The sequence below is a fragment of the Gordonia sp. 11cp genome, assembly GCF_057767225.1.
Map to the genome: position 1 here is coordinate 678,576 of NZ_CM173437.1, position 16,842 is coordinate 695,417.

At 66.7% G+C, this 16,842-nt stretch carries 16 protein-coding genes; 5 read left to right on the plus strand and 11 right to left on the minus strand.

The genetic code is table 11. From position 1 onward, the window contains the following. Nucleotides 1-5: 5 nt before the first annotated feature. From AC3B6C_RS02800 to AC3B6C_RS02835, 8 genes are all read right to left on the minus strand, one after another. Nucleotides 6-764 carry an SDR family NAD(P)-dependent oxidoreductase gene (locus tag AC3B6C_RS02800; RefSeq protein ID WP_488374825.1) on the minus strand — a complete coding sequence of 253 codons (759 nt, stop codon included), beginning with the start codon at nucleotides 762-764 and terminating at the stop codon, nucleotides 6-8. Between the two features lie 39 nt (nucleotides 765-803). Beyond that, complete coding sequence (locus AC3B6C_RS02805; RefSeq protein ID WP_488374826.1) at nucleotides 804-2,036, minus strand: acetyl-CoA hydrolase/transferase family protein; 1,233 nt, start codon at nucleotides 2,034-2,036, stop codon at nucleotides 804-806. Beyond that, nucleotides 2,036-3,232: a thiolase family protein gene (locus AC3B6C_RS02810; RefSeq protein WP_488374827.1), complete on the minus strand. Its 1,197-nt coding sequence runs from the start codon at nucleotides 3,230-3,232 to the stop codon at nucleotides 2,036-2,038. Before AC3B6C_RS02810 ends, AC3B6C_RS02805 begins: the two co-directional genes overlap by 1 nt. A 1-nt stretch (nucleotide 3,233) precedes the next feature. After that, entirely contained in the window at nucleotides 3,234-4,037 is an 804-nt protein-coding gene (locus AC3B6C_RS02815; RefSeq protein WP_488374828.1) for an SDR family NAD(P)-dependent oxidoreductase, read from the minus strand. Beyond that, nucleotides 4,037-5,203 (minus strand): acyl-CoA dehydrogenase family protein, encoded by a 1,167-nt coding sequence (locus tag AC3B6C_RS02820; RefSeq protein WP_488374829.1) that lies wholly within the window; start codon nucleotides 5,201-5,203, stop codon nucleotides 4,037-4,039. The genes AC3B6C_RS02815 and AC3B6C_RS02820 overlap by 1 nt, the downstream gene beginning before the upstream one ends. 67 nt (nucleotides 5,204-5,270) lie before the next feature. Continuing rightward, nucleotides 5,271-6,332 carry an acyl-CoA dehydrogenase family protein gene (locus AC3B6C_RS02825; protein WP_488374830.1) on the minus strand — a complete coding sequence of 354 codons (1,062 nt, stop codon included), beginning with the start codon at nucleotides 6,330-6,332 and terminating at the stop codon, nucleotides 5,271-5,273. Between the two features lie 11 nt (nucleotides 6,333-6,343). Further along, the gene (locus AC3B6C_RS02830; RefSeq protein WP_488374831.1) at nucleotides 6,344-8,302 is read right to left on the minus strand and encodes an AMP-binding protein; all 1,959 of its coding nucleotides are present in this window, start codon (nucleotides 8,300-8,302) and stop codon (nucleotides 6,344-6,346) included. Nucleotides 8,303-8,315: 13 nt separating this feature from the next. Next, on the minus strand, nucleotides 8,316-9,497 hold the full coding sequence (locus AC3B6C_RS02835; RefSeq protein ID WP_488374832.1) for an acyl-CoA dehydrogenase family protein: 1,182 nt from the start codon (nucleotides 9,495-9,497) through the stop codon (nucleotides 8,316-8,318). 67 nt (nucleotides 9,498-9,564) lie between these two features. On the opposite strand from AC3B6C_RS02835, the gene AC3B6C_RS02840 reads away from it, so the two are divergent. Continuing rightward, nucleotides 9,565-10,014, plus strand: coding sequence for an FAS1-like dehydratase domain-containing protein (locus AC3B6C_RS02840; protein ID WP_488374833.1), 450 nt, complete (start codon nucleotides 9,565-9,567; stop codon nucleotides 10,012-10,014). Between the two features lie 3 nt (nucleotides 10,015-10,017). Beyond that, complete coding sequence (locus tag AC3B6C_RS02845; protein ID WP_488374834.1) at nucleotides 10,018-10,434, plus strand: MaoC/PaaZ C-terminal domain-containing protein; 417 nt, start codon at nucleotides 10,018-10,020, stop codon at nucleotides 10,432-10,434. Between the two features lie 14 nt (nucleotides 10,435-10,448). On the opposite strand, the gene AC3B6C_RS02850 is transcribed toward AC3B6C_RS02845, so the two are convergent. Together AC3B6C_RS02850 and AC3B6C_RS02855 are read right to left on the minus strand one after the other, a co-directional pair. Further along, nucleotides 10,449-11,240: a PaaI family thioesterase gene (locus tag AC3B6C_RS02850; protein ID WP_488374835.1), complete on the minus strand. Its 792-nt coding sequence runs from the start codon at nucleotides 11,238-11,240 to the stop codon at nucleotides 10,449-10,451. Nucleotides 11,241-11,245: 5 nt separating this feature from the next. Beyond that, nucleotides 11,246-12,940 carry an AMP-binding protein gene (locus tag AC3B6C_RS02855; RefSeq protein WP_488374836.1) on the minus strand — a complete coding sequence of 565 codons (1,695 nt, stop codon included), beginning with the start codon at nucleotides 12,938-12,940 and terminating at the stop codon, nucleotides 11,246-11,248. 277 nt (nucleotides 12,941-13,217) lie between these two features. Here AC3B6C_RS02855 and AC3B6C_RS02860 point away from each other — a divergent pair, with 277 nt between their 5' ends. From AC3B6C_RS02860 to AC3B6C_RS02870, 3 genes are all read left to right on the plus strand, one after another. Then, nucleotides 13,218-14,672: an aldehyde dehydrogenase gene (locus AC3B6C_RS02860; RefSeq protein ID WP_488374837.1), complete on the plus strand. Its 1,455-nt coding sequence runs from the start codon at nucleotides 13,218-13,220 to the stop codon at nucleotides 14,670-14,672. Between the two features lie 81 nt (nucleotides 14,673-14,753). Continuing rightward, entirely contained in the window at nucleotides 14,754-15,626 is an 873-nt protein-coding gene (locus AC3B6C_RS02865) for a helix-turn-helix transcriptional regulator (protein WP_488374838.1), read from the plus strand. Beyond that, nucleotides 15,623-16,297 carry a response regulator transcription factor gene (locus AC3B6C_RS02870; RefSeq protein WP_488374839.1) on the plus strand — a complete coding sequence of 225 codons (675 nt, stop codon included), beginning with the start codon at nucleotides 15,623-15,625 and terminating at the stop codon, nucleotides 16,295-16,297. Before AC3B6C_RS02865 ends, AC3B6C_RS02870 begins: the two co-directional genes overlap by 4 nt. Before the next feature lie 6 nt (nucleotides 16,298-16,303). Here AC3B6C_RS02870 and AC3B6C_RS02875 read toward each other — a convergent pair whose 3' ends face one another. Next, complete coding sequence (locus tag AC3B6C_RS02875; protein ID WP_488374840.1) at nucleotides 16,304-16,621, minus strand: 2Fe-2S iron-sulfur cluster-binding protein; 318 nt, start codon at nucleotides 16,619-16,621, stop codon at nucleotides 16,304-16,306. Nucleotides 16,622-16,842 lie beyond the last annotated feature (221 nt).

Below are 16,842 nucleotides of genomic sequence, written 5' to 3' on the forward strand. Positions count from 1 at the left end.
ATCGACTACGCCATCGTCAGGCCGCCGCTGACCGACAGCGTCTGCCCGGTGATGTATCCGGCATCGTCGGATGCGAAGAAGGCCACCGCGGCAGCGATGTCCGCGGGCGTTGCGAGGCGCTTCATCGGCACGGCCTTGGTCATCCCGCCGAGAACCTTGTCGGCGTCCTGGCCGGAGTTGTCGGCGAACTTGCGGAGCGCGGGCGTGTCGGTGGGGCCCGGGCACACGCTGTTCGCGGTGACACCCTTGGTGGCGACCTCGCGCGCGAGGGTCTTCGTGAAGGCGATGGTGCCGCCCTTGGCTCCCGAGTACACCGCCTCGAGGGACGAGCCGACACGACCGGCGTCGGAGCCGATGTTGATGATCCGGCCGAATCCGCGTTCGACCATCCCCGGAACCACCGTGTGGTTCACCCGCAGCGAGCCCTTGAAGTTGATCTCGAGGATCTTGTCCCAGAAGTCCTCGTCGGTGTCGACGAACTTCATGAAGTCATCCCACCCGGCGTTGTTCACCGCGATCTCGACGGGACCGAGTTCTGCGGTCACCTGCTCGACAGCCGCTTTCACCGAGGCGGTGTCGGTGACGTCGATCGGCACGGCGATCGCCTCGCCACCGGCGGCGACGATCTCCTTGGCGGTCTGTTGCGCGACCTCGAGGTTGAGATCGGCGATCGCGACGCGGAATCCCTCGGCGCCGAGTCTGCGCGAGATCCCTTCGCCGATGCCCTGTGCGCCGCCGGTGACGAGTGCTACTCGGTTGCTCATGGTGTGTCCTTTCGGGGTTGATGTGGTGATCGGTGCGAGCTAGCCGGTTGCGGACTGAACCGCTCGGGTGAGCTCATCACGGAATTCGGGTGCGGCGACGTCGATCAGGCGTCGCCGTCGCTCGGCGAGGGGTTGACCCCGCAGGTGTGCGACACCGTGCTCGGTGACCACGCAGTCGACGTCGGCGCGAGCGGTCGTGACCACGCCCTCGTCGAGGGAGAACTTGATCGAGGACCGGCCGCGCATCGTCGATCGGAGTGCGACGATGGATCGTTTGCCCGTGAGTGCCGCGGCACGCGCGAAGTCGACCTGCCCACCGACGGCGCCCAGATAGGTTCCGCGACTCATCTCGGCGCCGACCTGACCGGTGAGATCGACCTCGATGGCGAAGTTGACCGCGACGAGCGAGGACAGGCGGGAGAGAACCGGCGGAGTGTGCGTGTAGCTGGTCGGCCGGAACAACACCGGCAGATCGGTGATCCGTTCGTAGAGTTCCGCCGAACCCAGCGCGGTGCCCGCGACGGCCATCCCGACATCGATCTGCTTGCGGGCGCCGGTGAGCACGCCCTTCTCGATCAGACGGAGCACACCATCGGTGATCATACCCGTGTGGACACCGAGATCCTTGTGTCCGGACAGCGCATCGAACACGGCGGCACCGGTGGACCCGATGCCCACCTGGATGGTGTCACCGTCGTCGATGAGGTGTGCGATATGGCCTGCGATGGCGCGGTCGAGATCGCCGGCGGGTCGGCGATCCTCTTCCTGTAGCGGACGGTCGGTCTCGATGGTGGCGGTGAACCGGCTCAACGGCACCCGCGGCGACCCGGCGACGGCCGGCATCTGGCGGTTGATCTCCGCGAACAGCAGCGACGTGTGTTCGATGGCATCGGCCATGTAGTCCACCCCGATCCCGAGCGAGCACATCCCGTCGCGATCGGGCGGGGAGACCTGCAGCAGGCCGGCGTCACACGGCAGCCGGTGCTCGGCGAACATCCGGGGCAGCGCCGAGTAGTGACAGGGCACGACATCGAGCTGGTCGGTGGCACCGAGGTCCCGGAGCGCCCCGAGACCGCCGTAGGACACCATCATGTCGGCAGGCGAGAGCGAGTGCGCGAGTTGGTCGTTCCAACTCAGGCCGGTGAACAATCGGAGTGGTCCGAGATCCGGCGCCTGTTCCAGCAGCTGGTCGACCAGAGGCCGGGGTTCGGCGGCCGCCTGGCTCCACCACACCCCCATCCCCGGCCGGAGCCACGCCGCGAAGTCGATCATCAATCGACTCGTTCGATGAGGGTTCCGGTACCGAGACCACCGCCGCAGCACATCGTCACCAGTCCGAGCCGGCTGTCGCGCCGCTCCATCTCGTGGAGGAGAGATGCGATGAGTCGCGCGCCGGTCGCACCCACGGCGTGGCCGAGTGCGATTGCGCCGCCGTTCACGTTGACCCGGTCCTCGTCGGGCTTGAGTTCGCGCTGCCATGCCAGCACCACCGACGAGAACGCCTCGTTGACCTCGAACAGATCGATGTCATCGACCGTGAGTTCGTTGCGCTCGAGCAGTTTTCGCGTCGCCGGGATGGGACCCGTCAGCATGATGATCGGGTCCACCCCGACCGTCGTCTGGTCGGCGATGCGCGCGCGGATCCGAAGTCCGTGACGCTCGGCCGCTTCCCTCGTGCACAGCAGGACCGCGGCCGCGCTGTCGCAGATGGGACTCGACGTCCCCGCGGTGATCCGTCCGTTCTCGGCGCGGAACACGGTCTTCAGCCCGGCCAGCGACTCCATCGAGGTGCCCGGGCGAACTGTCTGGTCGCCGGTCCGTACCTCCCCGTCGAGCTCCATGGGGACCATCTCGTCGACGAATCGTCCCGCCGCGATCGCGGCGACCGCCAGTTCGTGGGAGCGGACGGCGAAACGATCCATCTCCTCACGTGAGAGATCCCATCGCTCGGCGATGAGTTCGGCGCTCTCACCCTGCGTCACGAAGTCGTAGCGTGCGCGCAACTCTTCGGGCCACGGCTCGCCGTAGAGCTCGCTGATCTTCGCCGGCGAGTTCATCGGCACGTGTCCCATGTGTTCGACACCGCCCGCGATGACGATGTCGTGGACCCCCGAGGCCACCAGGGACGCCGCGAAATTGACGGCCGTCTGCGCGGATCCGCACCGCCGGTCGAGAGTGGTGGCGGGCACCTCGGGTGGATACCCGGCCTGCAGCCACGCATTACGCCCGATGTTGCGGGACTGCTCTCCGAACGGTGCGGTGCACCCGATCACCAGATCCTCGACGACGCTCGGATCGAGGCCTGACCGTCCGATCAGATCCTGGTAGCAGGCGGCGAGCATCGCGTTGGGGTGGATGTCGCGGAACCAGCCCTTCTCCGGATGGGATCTGCCGATCGGTGTCCGCACCGCCTCGGCGATCACCACCTCCCGGCCGGATGACACGAAAGGTCCTGTCACACGTGCCATCTCAGATCACCGTCCCGCCGTCGACCGGCAGGATCTGGCCGGTGATGTAGCCTGCCGCGTCCGAGGCCAGGAAGACGAACGTCGGGGCGATCTCTTCGGGAAAGGCCCAGCGCGCAAGTGGAATCCGGGCGAGGGTCTTGGCTGCGAGCTTCTCGTTGGACCGGATGTTCTCGGTCATGGCGGTGGCCGCCAGCGGTGCAACCGCGTTGACCGTCACCGACTGCTTCGCGAGCTCCCGGGCGAGCGACTTGGTCAGCCCGACGATCGCCGCCTTGGCCGCACCGTAGTTGGCCTGGCCGATGGTGCCGGTGAGTCCCGCGGCCGACGTCACGTTGATGATCCGGCCGGTGCCGTCGTCGGGCAGGTGGTCCAGTGCCGCATGACTGCAGTGGTAGCTGCCCATCAGATGCGTGTCGAGGACCTTGCGAAAACGCGCCTCGTCCATCTTCGGGAACATGGCGGGAGCGATGACACCGGCATTGTTCACGACGATGTTCAGGGTCCCACCGCCGAGCTGCGCGGCGGCCGCCGCGGCATCACGAGCGCTGTCGCCGTCGCAGACGTCCAGCGCGAACGGCTCGGCCACACCGCCACGGGCGGTGATCCGCTGGCTGACCTGGGCGGCGGCGTCCTTGTCGATGTCGGTCACCAGGACCGCGGCACCCGCGGCGGCGTAGGCCTCGGCCACCGCCGCGCCCACCCCGCCACCGGCCCCGGTGATCAGGGCTGTTCGGCCCGCGAGTCCGAACACGCCGGCCGAGGTGGGGTACGCGGAGTTCAGGTCGTCCTTGTCGACTGCGGTCATCAGTAGCTCCTGGGAAGGCCGAGGACGTGGGAACCGAGGTAGTTCAAGACCATCTCCTGGCTGATCGGGGCGATACGCGTCAGGCGCGCTTCGCGGAAGTAGCGGGACACGTTGTACTCCTCGGAGTAACCCATACCGCCGTGGGTCTGAAGCGCCCGATCGGCGGCGTCGAAGCCGGCGTCAGCACACAGGTACTTGGCCGTGTTCGCCTCGCGGGCACAGGGTTTGCCGTTGTCGTAGAGCCACGTCGCCTTGCGCAACACGAGTTCGGCGGCGTCGAGGCGGGCGAGCGAGTCCGCGAGCGGGAACTGGATGCCCTGGTTCTTCCCGATCGGGCGGCCGAAGACCTCGCGGTCGTTGCCGTACCGCACCGCGGCGCGCATCGCGGCCCGGCCGATCCCGAGCGCCTCGGCGGCGACCAGCATCCGCTCCGGGTTCAGACCGTCGAGGATGTACTTGAAGCCCTCGCCCTCCTCGCCGACGCGGTCCTCGACCGGGATCTCCAGCCCGTCGATGAACAGCTCGTTGGACGTGACCGCATTGCGGCCCATCTTCTTGATCGGCCGGATGTCGACCTTGTCCCGGTCGAGGTCGGTGAGGAACAGCGTCATCCCGTCGGTCTTCCGGGGCGACTCGTCCAGTTTCTGAGTCCGGGTGAGCAGGAGGATCTTCTCCGACTCGACAGCCTTCGAGATCCACACCTTTCGGCCGTTCACGATGTACTTGTCGCCGTCGCGCTTGGCGAATGTCGTGATCTTGGTGGTGTCGAGTCCGGCGCCGGGTTCTGTCACCCCGAAGCACACGTGGAGATCGCCGTTGACGATGCGCGGCAGCGTCCGCTTCTTCAGCTCCTCGCTGCCGTGCACGATCACCGGGTGCATGCCGAAGATGGACAGGTGCATCGAGCTCGCACCGTTCATCCCGGCACCCGACGCCGCGACCTGCTCCAGCAGGATCGACGCCTCGGTGATGCCGTAGCCGTGTCCGCCGTACTCCTCAGGAGTGGTGATACCCAGCCAGCCCCCCTCGGCAAAGGCGTCGTAGAACTCGCGGGGGAACTCGTGCGCCTCGTCCTTGGCGGCCCAGTACTGGTCGTCGAACTTGGCGGCCAGCTCGGCAACCGCGTCCCGGATCGTGGCCTGATCTTCTGTCAGCTCGAAATCCACGTCGGTCCTCCGTCTCTCACATTTTTCGCAACTATATCAATGGACTGACCAAAAACAAGTGTGGCGGTCACGCCGACTGCTCTCCGTCCAGCAGCGCGGCGGCGATTCGTTCGTTCCAGACCTTCGGCGCGCCGAAGAGTGTCCGGTCGAGCTTCGCCCGCTTGTAGAACAGATGGAGATCGTGCTCCCACGTGTATCCGATCGCGCCGTGCACGGTGAGTGAGGTGTCCGCGAGGTCCGCCACCGACTTGGTCACCTGCGCCTTGGCCACCGCCGAAACGGTTGCGGCGTCGTCCAGGCCGGCGTCGACCGCGGCCGCGGCGTAGAGGGCGATCGAGAACGAGGACTCCACGGTCACCAGCATCTGCGCCGCGGCGTGCTTCACGGCCTGGAAGGAACCGATGAACTGTCCGAACTGCTTGCGCTGCTTGCTGTAGTCCACGGCCAGTTCGAGCATTCGCTCCGCGCTGCCGAGCGCGTCGGCGGCCACCAGCACCGCAGCGAGGTTCGCGGTCACCGCGACGCCCTCGACACCGGCGACGACGTCGGTCACCGGCGCGCCGGAGAAATCGACGGTTGCCGTCGCGCGCGAACGATCCAGTAGATCGTCCGCCGACACCGACACCTCCGAGGACTCGACACGGGCGTACCCGGGTCCTTCGGGTCCGTCGACTCCGACGAGGAACACGTCGGTGTCCGCGGCGCCCAAGACGTGCGCGACAGATCCGCTCAGGGCGGCACCGTCCGTCGCCAGCGGACTCCAGCCGGGCACGCGGTCGGCGGGGATCGCCACCGTGTACCTGCGCTCGCCGGACACCTGGGCGGCCAGCTCCGTCTCGGTCAGCAGGGGCACGGTCAGCGCCGCGGCCAGCCATCGGGAGTTCGGCACAGCCGCGCGGCCGAATTCGCGTGCGGCCAGAGCGAGCTCCAGGACGCCGCCGCCTTCGCCGCCGGCCTCTTCGGGATATCCGACGCCCCACCACCCCTCGCCGACGAGCGCGGAACCGAACCTCCCCGCGTCGCCGCCGGACTGCAGCTCACGCACGGTCTCGGTCGGGAACTTCGCGCCGATCCATTCGCGCAGGGATGAGGCGAACATCTCCTGCTCGTCAGACAACTCCCAGTGCATGCTGCTTCTCCTCAGCTCACCGACGTGCCGTGCACGACGTCTCGAATTGCGTCCACCGCGCCGGGGTTCTCGGCACTGGACAGGTCGCCGGGTTCGGTGTCCGTGGCGGCCGCTCGGATCGCCCGGCGCAAGATCTTGGCCGACCGCGTCTTCGGCAGCGCATCGACCATCCAGACCAGAGACGGCGCAAAGGGTTTGCCCAAGCCGTCGGCGACCAGCCGACGCAACTCGTCGGACACGTGCTCGGTGTCGGCCCCCGGGCGGGGGACCCAGAAGGCCCACACCGTCTCACCCTTCTTCGGGTCGGGGATGCCCACCGCCGCCGCTTCGGCGACCGCCGGATGCGTCGTGAGCACCGACTCGACCTCCGCGGGTGCGAGTCGCTTACCCGCCACGTTCATGACGTCGTCGGAACGGCCGAGGATGTACCACCTGCCGTCCTCGTCCACCAAGGCGAAATCGCCGTGGCACCACATACCCTCGAAGGTCGACCAGTAGGACTCCAGATACCGTTCCCGGTCCCGCCAGACCCCGCGGGTCATCGCCGGCCAGGGCTGGCGACACACGAGTTCACCGATCGCTCCGCGCAACGGCGAGCCGTCGTCGGAGACGACATCGACGTCCATCCCCAGCGAGGGACCGCCCAGCGAACAACTCGGAATCGGCTCCACGGGATAAGGGGCCAGGAAAGACCCGCCCACCTCGGTACCGCCGGAGAAGTTGATCACGGGAACCCGACCGCCGAACACCTCGGCCGCGAGCCAGTCGTAAGAATCCGGGTCCCAGGGTTCGCCGGTGGAACCGAGCACTCGGACGGAGCTTAGGTCGTGCTGGGAGATCTGTTCGAGCGGAGTGGATTTCAGAGCTCGGATCAAGGTCGGTGACACACCGAGCATCGACACACGGTGGCGTGCGACGAGATCCCACAGCCGGGTCGTGTCAGGCACATCCGGGGAGCCCTCGTACAACACGAGGGTGGCGCCGTTGGCATGCGTGCCGAAGGCCGCGAGCGGGCCCATCACCCATCCCATGTCGGTGATCCAGCAGAACGAATCCCCAGGCGAGATGTCGAAGGAGTATGCGACCTCGGTGGCCACCTTGATGGTGAAGCCCGCGTGCGTGTGAACCGCGCCCTTCGGTTTGCCGGTGGTACCGGAGGTGTAACCGAGCATCATCGTCTGCATGGCCGGGAAAGCCCGGAATTCATGTCCCGGCTTGCCGTCGGCGACGAGAGACGCCCACTCGGTGACGGTGACCGCAACGCCGTCGACATCGAGATCATCTGCGACACCGACATTCTCGACAGAGATGACCGACCGCACCGACGGGGCCTGGGCGAGCGCCTTGGTCAACTCGCCGGACATCGCGACCGTCCGACCACGACGAACCGTACCGTCGGCCACGACCACCGCGGAGACCTCCGCGTCGTTCAGCCGGGAAGCGATGGCCGGCGCGGCGAACCCGGAGAACAACGGAACGATGATCGCCCCGATCCCGACCGCTGCGTAGCACGCGATGACCGCCTCCGGAACCATCGGCATGTAGATCGCGACTGCGTCGCCCTCGCCGATGCCGAGGCCGACGAAGCCCGCGGCCACCCGGCCCACGCGTTCTGCCAGTTCGGCATACGTCAGGGTCGTGACCGCCCCGTCCTCACGTTCGTGAACGATGGCAGGGCGCTGTGCGCCGTCGGTGAGCCAACGCCCGATGCAGGCGTCCACGGCGTTGAACGTGCCGCCGACGAACCAGTCGGGGAATTGGATCCCCTGGGAGGTGTCGAGCACAGCATCGTACGGAGCCGCAAAGGGGATGCCGAGATCCTCGACCGCCGCATCCCAGTACCAGGACACGTCCTGCGTCGATCGGCTGCGCAACTCGTCGATCGACTCGACGCCGTGACGCCGCGCCAGCCGCATGACATTGGCACTCTCGAGGTGCTCAGGGGTCGGATTCCACACGTAGGAACTCATGTCGCGACCTCTCTCAGCTTCGGGGCATGCCGAGCACACGCTCGGACGCGATGTTGCGTTGGATGAATGTCGAACCGCCGGCGATCGCGGTGCCGCGCGCCTGATACGCCAGGCGGAGCCATCTCTGCTGCACGGGGTCCGCCGAGTCGTCGGACAGGCCCAACTGACCACCCATCTCCCGAATCGACAGCCCGAAATCGGCGATGTCCTCCACGAGCGGGCAGAAGTACAATTTCCCGATCGACGCCACCGGGCCGGGTGGTTCGCCGGATGCGGCGCCGGAAATGACCCGCTGCCCGATCAGGTAGTGGGTCAGCGCGCGACCGTACAGATCGGCGATCGTCTGCCGGACTGTCGGATCCGAGGAGAGCGGCGCACCGTTCTCGTCGGTTGTCGAGGACACCTGCGCCACGAGGTCCTTGACCGCGCGGGTCGTGTTCACCCGGCCCGTGGCGATCCCCACCCGCTCGAAGGCGAGCGTGCCCATCGCCACCTTCCAGCCCCCGTCGACCTCACCGACCACAGCCGAATCGGGGACGAAGACATCGTCGAGGAACACCTCGTTGAACTCCGCCTCCCCCAGCATGTGTTCCAGTGGCCGCACTGTCACACCTGCCGCATCCATGGGCAGCAGGAAATACGTGATCCCCTTGTGCCGGTCGCCACCCCCGGTGCGGGCGAGCAGGATGGCGTTGTCCGCGATCTGCGCGCGCGACGTCCAGATCTTCTGACCCTGAATGCTCCAGCCGCCCTCGACCTTGGTCGCCTTCGTCCGCAGCGAGGCCAGGTCTGAACCGGACTCGGGCTCGGAGAAGAGCTGGCACCAGATCTCCTCGCCCTTCAGAATCGGAGCGAGGTAGCGCTGCTTCTGTTCGCTGTTCCCGAAGGTCACGATCGTCGGCCCGGCGAAGTCCTCACCGATGATGTTGAGTCGCTCGGGCGCGCCGGCGCGATCCATCTCTTCGTTGAAGATCGCCTTGATCTTGGCATCGGCGCCTGCGCCGCCGAACTCCTCGGGCCACGACAGTCCGGCGAACCCCGCGTCGAACAACTGTCGCTGCCATGCGGACCAGAACCCGCGCTTGTCCTCGAGCCGGGTCGGCTCCGGCCAGGCCAGCGTCGGCAACACATCGGTCAGCCAGTCGCGGACGCGGGTCCGGAAGCGGGCTTCCTCGGGCGAATCGCTCAGATTCATTCGAACCTCCACATCGTTACGGACCAACGCTACAATAGGTCAGACCAAAAAACCAAGGGAGGTTTCGATGCCACGCGCAGTGTCGGAGGACGGCGTCCTCGACGTCGTCTCGTTCGAGGTCGAGTCGGGAAAGATCAGGGAGTTCGTCCGCGCAACACGCGCCGACGACCCGGTGTATGTCGACGCCGCAGCCGCCGGCGCGGCCGGGTTCGATCGCGTACCCGCGACCCCGACACACGTCGTCGTTGCCGGCCACCATCGCAACCAGGCCGAATTCGTTGCCGCACTTGGCCTTGCCATCGAGAGGGTGGTCGTCGGATCGGTGGAGTGGGAGTTCATCCGCCCGCTGCTCGCGGGTGATCAGGTGACCGGCACCCGGCGGGTGGTCGACGACACCACCCGTGAGGGAAAGCGGGGCGGGACCATGCGCCTGGTGACCCTGGAGACCACATGGGTCGACTCATCCGGTGACACCGCCGTCGTACAACGCGAGGTCCTGATCGAGAGGGGAGCCTGAACAATGCGCGAACCCGCCGTTCTCACCGAAGGCCACGACCTCGGACCCCGGACCATCGGCCCGATCACGCAGACCGACATCGTCAGGTTCGCCGGCGCCGGTGGAGATTTCAACCCGCTGCACCACGATGCCGAGTATGCGGTCCGCGCGGGACTGCCCGGTGTCATCTCGATGGGTCAGATGCAGGCGGGGATGCTCGCCGCGTGGGTGGCCGATCTCGTTCACGTCGAGCACCTCCTCGGGTTCTCGGTTCGGTTCGCGTCGCCGCTCCAGATCGGTGAGACACTCACGCTCACCGGCGAAGTCGAGTCGATCAGCACCCTCGGCGACAGTCCGGTCGCCGAATTGTCCCTGCGAGCCGCCGTCGGCGAGCGCGTCGTCGTCTCTGCGCACGCACGGGCGCGGGTGGCGTCGAGCTGACCGCGCGGGGCGGGTCAGCCAAACAGCGCAAGCGTGACCGTGGCGGTGGCACAGGGCTTTCCGGACGACGCCGACGCGATCACGTGAACCACCGCGGTTGATCGGCCCCGATGCACGACGTCGGCCGCGAAGGCAGTGGTGTGCTCGGCCGACGCGGGGCGGATGTAGTTGATGTCCGCGCTGGTGACTCGCCACTCGCCACGGGCATCGACCGCCGACATCGCGGCGAACTCTGCCCCGCAGAGCAGGATTCCGCCGTGCACGTTGTCCATCCCGTTGGCCGCGAGAGGGGCCGGAGGCATGGTCACGACACCAGGTGCCGACTCGCGGATTCCCAGCGCGTTCCGGATGGTCACCGCTTCGGGCGGACGAGCGGGCAGGTTCGCCCGACTCGTCGGACGCGCCGGAACAGAGACGAGGTGGGACCGCTGCACCACGATCGCGATCCGCGTGCCATCGGGACCGACCACGTCACCCCTGGTGGTACCGCCGCGGTCGTCCCTGGCGATCAGCTCGCCATTGACGGTCATCGGACTCCCCTGCGACGGCGGGTCACCCAGGAAATCGACTCGGATTCCCAGACTGACGGGCCATCGTCCCTCCGGCGCGCCGGCCGCGACGATGTACCCCGTCACGTCGTCGAGAGGTACCGCCAGCGCACTCCGTACGCTGCCGGCGCGTTCGTCGGCCAACCTCGGCCCTGCCTCGATCAACAACGAGGCACGTTGCGAGGTGAGGATCACGGGTGTGACCCCGAGGAGGACCTCCGGCCCACTGACGACGAAGTCGTCGGTGGGGATCTGCACCGAGCTCAGCGTGCACCCGCCGCGGACGGCTGGCCGAGCTGCTCGGCAACCCGCTTGCGAAGCACATGCTTCTGGATCTTCCCCGTCGCCGTCATGGGCAACTCGTCGATCGCGATGACCCGCTCCGGCGTCTTCTGAACCGCGACACCACGACTGGTGAGATACTCGCGAAGCTCCTCGACGGTCGGCGCGGCGTGTCCGGGCTTGGCGACGACAAAGCAACAGACCTTCTCGCCGAGCTTCTCGTCGGGCATCCCGACCACGGCCAGCGCCAGCAGATCCGGGTGATCGGCCAGCTTGTCCTCGACCTCGCGAACGCTGATGTTCATGCCGCCCCGGATGACGATGTCCTTGGTCCGTCCGGTGACCCGCACGAACCCGTCGTCATTCATCACACCGACATCACCGGAGCGAGAGAACCCCTCCGGGGTGAACAGCTCGGTGGTCTCGTCGGGCCGGTTGATGTACTCGATCATGTGCGACGGTCCGCGATAGGCGATGTCTCCCTCGCTGCCGCGCGGCACCTCGTAACCGTCCTCGCCGACGACCCTGACCTCCGCACCCGGGAGCGCCGCGCCGTCCGATGTGACGGCGCGCTGCGGGTCGTCGTCGACGGTGCAGGTGGTGGTCGACAGGTTCTCGCTGCGCCCGTACAGAGACAGGATGCGGGTCCCCGGAAGCTTCGAACTCGCGTTCTCCACGACCGACGACGGGATCGGCGAACCTGCACAGGTCCACACGCGCAACGACGAGAGGTCCGCTTCGGGATGCTCGTCGGACGCAGCCAGCAGCGTCTGCAGGAACGTCGTCGCGGTCACCGCGGCGGTGCAGCCGAACTTCTCGATCTCCGCGAGGCCCTGAACCGGGTTCCACTCCGCCATGACGTGCGTGGACGCGCCCGCGAGCAGCGGGATCAACACGCTGGTCACCAGTCCGGTGGTGTGTGTGATGGGTGACGGCCCGAACTGCACATCGGCCTCGGTGTGCCCGAACGCCACGGTCAGTGCCCGAGCGCCGGAGGCGTAGGTGTTGAAGGTGTGCAGGCACCCCTTGGGTCGTGACGTCGTTCCCGACGTGTAGACGATGACGAACGGCTCGTCGGGATGTACACGCACGTCCAGCTCGGCGTCGACGTCCGCCACCGAGACCTCAGGCACGAGAAGATCTTCCAAGACCAGGACATCGCGCTCGGCGAGTGCATCGTGGAGGGAGTCGGGGGCGCGCACGGCCACGATGGAGCTCAGGGTGTCCGAGTCCCGACGGATCTCGTCGAACATGGAGATGTAGTCGAATCCCTTGAACTCGGTCGGGGCAATGGCCATCTTGACCGAGGCGTCCGAAACAACGTGGGCGACTTCGTCTTTGCGGTAGATCGGCATGATCGGGACCATCACCGCGCCGATCCTTGACAACGCCGCGGCGATGACCACGAATGCGGCCCAGTTGGGGAGCTGCACTGCCACCCGGTCTCCGGACCCGAGCCCGCGTCGGTGGAGTCCGAGCGCAAGTCGCTGGGAGGTGTCGTACAGGTCTGCGTACGTCAGGGCGTGGACCCCGTCGGTGACGAACACCTTGTCCGGATTGGCCTCGACACGAGACCTCAGCAACTCCGTGAAGTTCTCGCTGGTCCACTGCCCGGTCGCATAGAACTGCTCGACCTGCTCCGTGGTGTATCGGCCGAGGTTGTGTTCGCTCGTCATGACGCCGCCCTCCGTTGATCGGTCATGCACTTCAGCAAAAGGCTAGAATGGTTAGACCTTATCTGCAAGCCCCTGCGCCACCGATCGAAGCAGGTCGGAAGGGGCGAGGGCCCCGACTTCGCCCGAGATCACCCGAAAGGGGTAACAGCAGATATCTGTAGAGGGACATTTTTGGTCCTACCAAACAAACCATTGCCTTATCGGGCTGAATCCACGATTCTGTAGTGACGCCGTTCACATCGGACGTATGTCGCCACGGCACAGATCTAGGAGCGAGATGACCACCATCGACTACCGCGAGTTCTACATCGACGGCGGCTGGCAGAAGCCGGCCGGGACCGACGTGATCGACGTACACTCGCCGACGACCGAAGCTGCGATCGGAAGCGTGCCGTCGGCGTCCACTGCCGACATCGACCGCGCGGTCGCCGCCGCCCGAACAGCGTTCGACGCCCCGGACGGTTGGGCGACGCTGCACCCGAAGCAGCGCGCGGAGATCCTCGAACGGTTCGCGGTCGAGCTGGAGTCGCGGGCCGCCGAGACGTCCCGACGGGTGTCGATCCAGAACGGGATGCCGATCTGGCTGGCCGAACAGTTCGAAGGCGGTTTCCCCGCCGTCCTCGTTCGCTACTTCAGCCAGATGATGGTCGATTCCCCCGAGGTGGACGAGCGCCCGGGCATGCTCGGCGGCACCGCACGTGTGACGCGGCAACCCATCGGCGTCGTCGCCGCGATCGTTCCGTGGAACGTCCCACAGGCCATCACCTTCCTGAAACTCGCACCGGCCCTGGCCGCCGGTTGTACGGTCGTGCTCAAGCCCGCCGAGGAAACCGTGCTGGACGCCTTTCTGATGGCCGAGGCAGCCGCCGCCGCGGGCTTGCCGCCCGGCGTTCTCAACGTGGTGCCCGGTGGCCGCGAGATCGGCGCCTACCTCGTCGAACATCCCGGCGTCGACAAGGTCTCGTTCACCGGCTCGACCGCAGCAGGCCGTTCGATCGCCGAGACCTGCGGGCGGCTGCTGCGCCCGGTGACGCTCGAGCTGGGCGGCAAGTCGGCGGCGATCCTGCTCGACGACATCGACCTGAACGCATCGATGGAGTCCCTGTTCGGCGTCACCTTCCTGAACAACGGCCAGATCTGCTGGCTCAACACCCGCGTACTGGCACCCAGGTCCCGGTACTCCGAGGTCGTCGATGCACTGACCGGTCTCGCCGAATCACTGAAGGTCGGCGACCCTCTCGACCCGGAGACCAAGGTGGGGCCGCTCGTGTCGGCGCGGCAGCGTGAGCGCGTCGAGGGATACATCGCCAGGGGCAAGAGCGAGGGCGCACGGCTGACGACCGGCGGCGGACGTCCAACCGGACTCGACAGCGGCTATTTCGTCCAACCGACCGTGTTCGCCGATCTGGACAACACCGCGACCATCGCGCGGGAGGAGATCTTCGGCCCCGTCCTCAGCGTCATCCCGTTCAGCGACGAAGCCGAGGCCCTGGCGATCGCGAACGACAGCGAGTACGGGCTCGGGGGCTCGGTGTGGTCCTCCGACGTCGAACGCGCCGCCGATCTCGCCGGCCGGGTCAAGTCCGGCACGGTGGGCGTGAATCACTACACGAATGATCCGGTGGCCCCGTTCGGGGGGATCAAGAGCAGCGGGATGGGACGAGAACTCGGACCCGAGGGGTTGTACGCCTTCCAGCACCTGCACACCGTCTACCTACCGCCGGCCGGCTGACCGTGACGTCGACGCGGAGCACCCTGATAGAGTGTGCTCCGCGTCACACCTCATCAGGGAGTATCCGAAAGAACTGACCACATGACATCGGCCGAATCGAAGACCGCAGCTGCCACGGCGACACGACTACGTCGATTCCTGGTCGAGTTGCAGAGCGCCGAAGACGCCGCGACCGGTGCCGTCGTGTGCCGGGAGGCGTGCACGTCCCTGGGGTTCTCCAAAGCGATGTTCTCGTGGGTCCGTGGCGCGTCATGGGCGCCGGAGTACGTACATGTCGCCGACAGCGTCCGCGACGAATACGAGGAGCTCCGTCATGCGGTCGACGGCACGGCGGTACCGCTCCTCCGTGCACCGCGCGAGGCCGATCTCATCCGGCACCGTCGTCCGTACGTACTCGCGCGCAACGCCTTCCACCGGGAGGCCTACCGCCCACTCATCGACCTCTCCGACCCCGCCGCGTATGCCGCCGCACCGGTCGTGGCCGATGGTCGCACCGTGGCGACACTGCACGTCGATCGAAACCGTGACGGGATCAGTGAGGAGGACGTACGTCTCCTGCTTCTCGCGGCGCACATCTCCGGGACCGTCATCGCCACGCGGAACAACCGTCGGCGTGTCCGTCGAGAAGTCCAGGAGTTGACCGCGCTCGTCGACGATCTGACGCAGCCGGCGTCGACGTCTCGGCACGCGACGCACTTCGTCGATGAGGCACCTCCCCGCGCGGACGAGCAATCCGACCACCCTGCGATCGAGTTCACCGATCGGGAAGACGAAGTACTCCGGCTGCTCGCCACCGGTGCGAGCAACCAACAGATCGCCGATCGGCTGTTCATCTCCGATGGCACCGTCAAATGCCATGTGCGCCGGATATTCCGCAAGATCGGTGTCAGTTCCCGCGCCGAGGCAGCGGCCTATCACCGCGAAGTCAGAGTCGCGGCAGCTTCGGCCCGATGAACCCGGACTCGCCTGCTGGTCCGACCTTCGACCTGGCCGTCGCCGCGGTGCTCGGGGCGTCCGACCGAGCCGAACTGGCACGCGCGCTGTGCGAGAGCGTGGCCACGACCGTCGCCGCACCGAAAGTGGTTCTGCTCGACCCCGACGGTACCGAGATCGCAAGCCACGGAACCGATTCCGTGGGGGCAGGATCGGCCGGGACCGTCCCGGAACGCGCATCGGCAGCAGTGACGACCACCACGTTCACGGTGCACGCCGGACCACCGGAGATCATCTTGGTCGTGCATCAGGTGCTCGGCGAGGAGGAACAGCAGATCTGTCGTTTCCTGATCGACCTCACCACCGCCGCACTGGACCGGTTGGAGAGCCGAGATCTCGTCGTCGAACACCGGGAGCGGATTCGCCGACTCGGCGACAAGCTCAGAATCGTCGGATTCGACTCGGCGTCCGAGGTTTTCGATGACGTCGGCGCATCAGATCTGGCGATCTCGGCATCGTTGCTCACTCAGCGTGAACGCGAGGTTCTCGAACAGATCGTGGCCGGCGCGTCGAACGCGGCCATCGCCGAGAAGTACACCTTGTCGATCGAGACGGTCAAGACGCACGTCAAACACATCCTGCGCAAGATGGGAGCGACGAACCGGGCAGAGTTGATCGCTCGCTCGATGTGAGCGCGGTCATGCAGACGAGTCGGCGACCTCGACGTGCACCTCGTCCTGGTCGGAGATGATGAGCTGGCATGACAGCCGCGAACTCGGGCGGGCGCCGTCCAGGAATTCGACGAGTTCGGTCTCCTCGTCCGACGGTGGTTCGAACAGGTCCGCTCCCGGCCCCTCGAGGAACACGTGACACGTTGCGCACGAGCAGCTTCCGCCGCACTCGGCCACGATTCCCGGCAGGTTGTTGCGAACGGAACCATCCATCACGCTCTGGCCCGCCGGGACCTCGACGGACTGTTCGGTGCCGTCGGGCAGGTGATAAACGACTCGCGCCATCGAAGAACCTCCTGTTGTGCCATCGAGCTGTTGTGCCATCGAGCTGACCGGGCCACCGGCCCGATCTCCATGGTGTGGTCCATCGCTGCGCCACCACATCCCCCTCATGGGTGTAATCCGCTGTCCGACAGAGGTACACGTCACCGACAGAACTCACGCCGATCACCCTTCGAACCACCGAAATACCCTTCGAGGGGGATGCGCGCGGTGTGATGCGGACA

Bases quoted from the DNA above. Each gene is read 5' to 3' on its own strand.
- AC3B6C_RS02800 (WP_488374825.1), bottom strand. From the start codon at position 764: ATGAGCAACCGAGTAGCACTCGTCACCGGCGGCGCACAGGGCATCGGC.
- AC3B6C_RS02805 (WP_488374826.1), bottom strand. From the start codon at position 2,036: ATGATCGACTTCGCGGCGTGGCTCCGGCCGGGGATGGGGGTGTGGTGG.
- AC3B6C_RS02810 (WP_488374827.1), bottom strand. From the start codon at position 3,232: ATGGCACGTGTGACAGGACCTTTCGTGTCATCCGGCCGGGAGGTGGTG.
- AC3B6C_RS02815 (WP_488374828.1), bottom strand. From the start codon at position 4,037: ATGACCGCAGTCGACAAGGACGACCTGAACTCCGCGTACCCCACCTCG.
- AC3B6C_RS02825 (WP_488374830.1), bottom strand. From the start codon at position 6,332: ATGCACTGGGAGTTGTCTGACGAGCAGGAGATGTTCGCCTCATCCCTG.
- AC3B6C_RS02830 (WP_488374831.1), bottom strand. From the start codon at position 8,302: ATGAGTTCCTACGTGTGGAATCCGACCCCTGAGCACCTCGAGAGTGCC.
- AC3B6C_RS02835 (WP_488374832.1), bottom strand. From the start codon at position 9,497: ATGAATCTGAGCGATTCGCCCGAGGAAGCCCGCTTCCGGACCCGCGTC.
- AC3B6C_RS02840 (WP_488374833.1), top strand. From the start codon at position 9,565: ATGCCACGCGCAGTGTCGGAGGACGGCGTCCTCGACGTCGTCTCGTTC.
- AC3B6C_RS02845 (WP_488374834.1), top strand. From the start codon at position 10,018: ATGCGCGAACCCGCCGTTCTCACCGAAGGCCACGACCTCGGACCCCGG.
- AC3B6C_RS02855 (WP_488374836.1), bottom strand. From the start codon at position 12,940: ATGACGAGCGAACACAACCTCGGCCGATACACCACGGAGCAGGTCGAG.
- AC3B6C_RS02860 (WP_488374837.1), top strand. From the start codon at position 13,218: ATGACCACCATCGACTACCGCGAGTTCTACATCGACGGCGGCTGGCAG.
- AC3B6C_RS02865 (WP_488374838.1), top strand. From the start codon at position 14,754: ATGACATCGGCCGAATCGAAGACCGCAGCTGCCACGGCGACACGACTA.
- AC3B6C_RS02870 (WP_488374839.1), top strand. From the start codon at position 15,623: ATGAACCCGGACTCGCCTGCTGGTCCGACCTTCGACCTGGCCGTCGCC.
- AC3B6C_RS02875 (WP_488374840.1), bottom strand. From the start codon at position 16,621: ATGGCGCGAGTCGTTTATCACCTGCCCGACGGCACCGAACAGTCCGTC.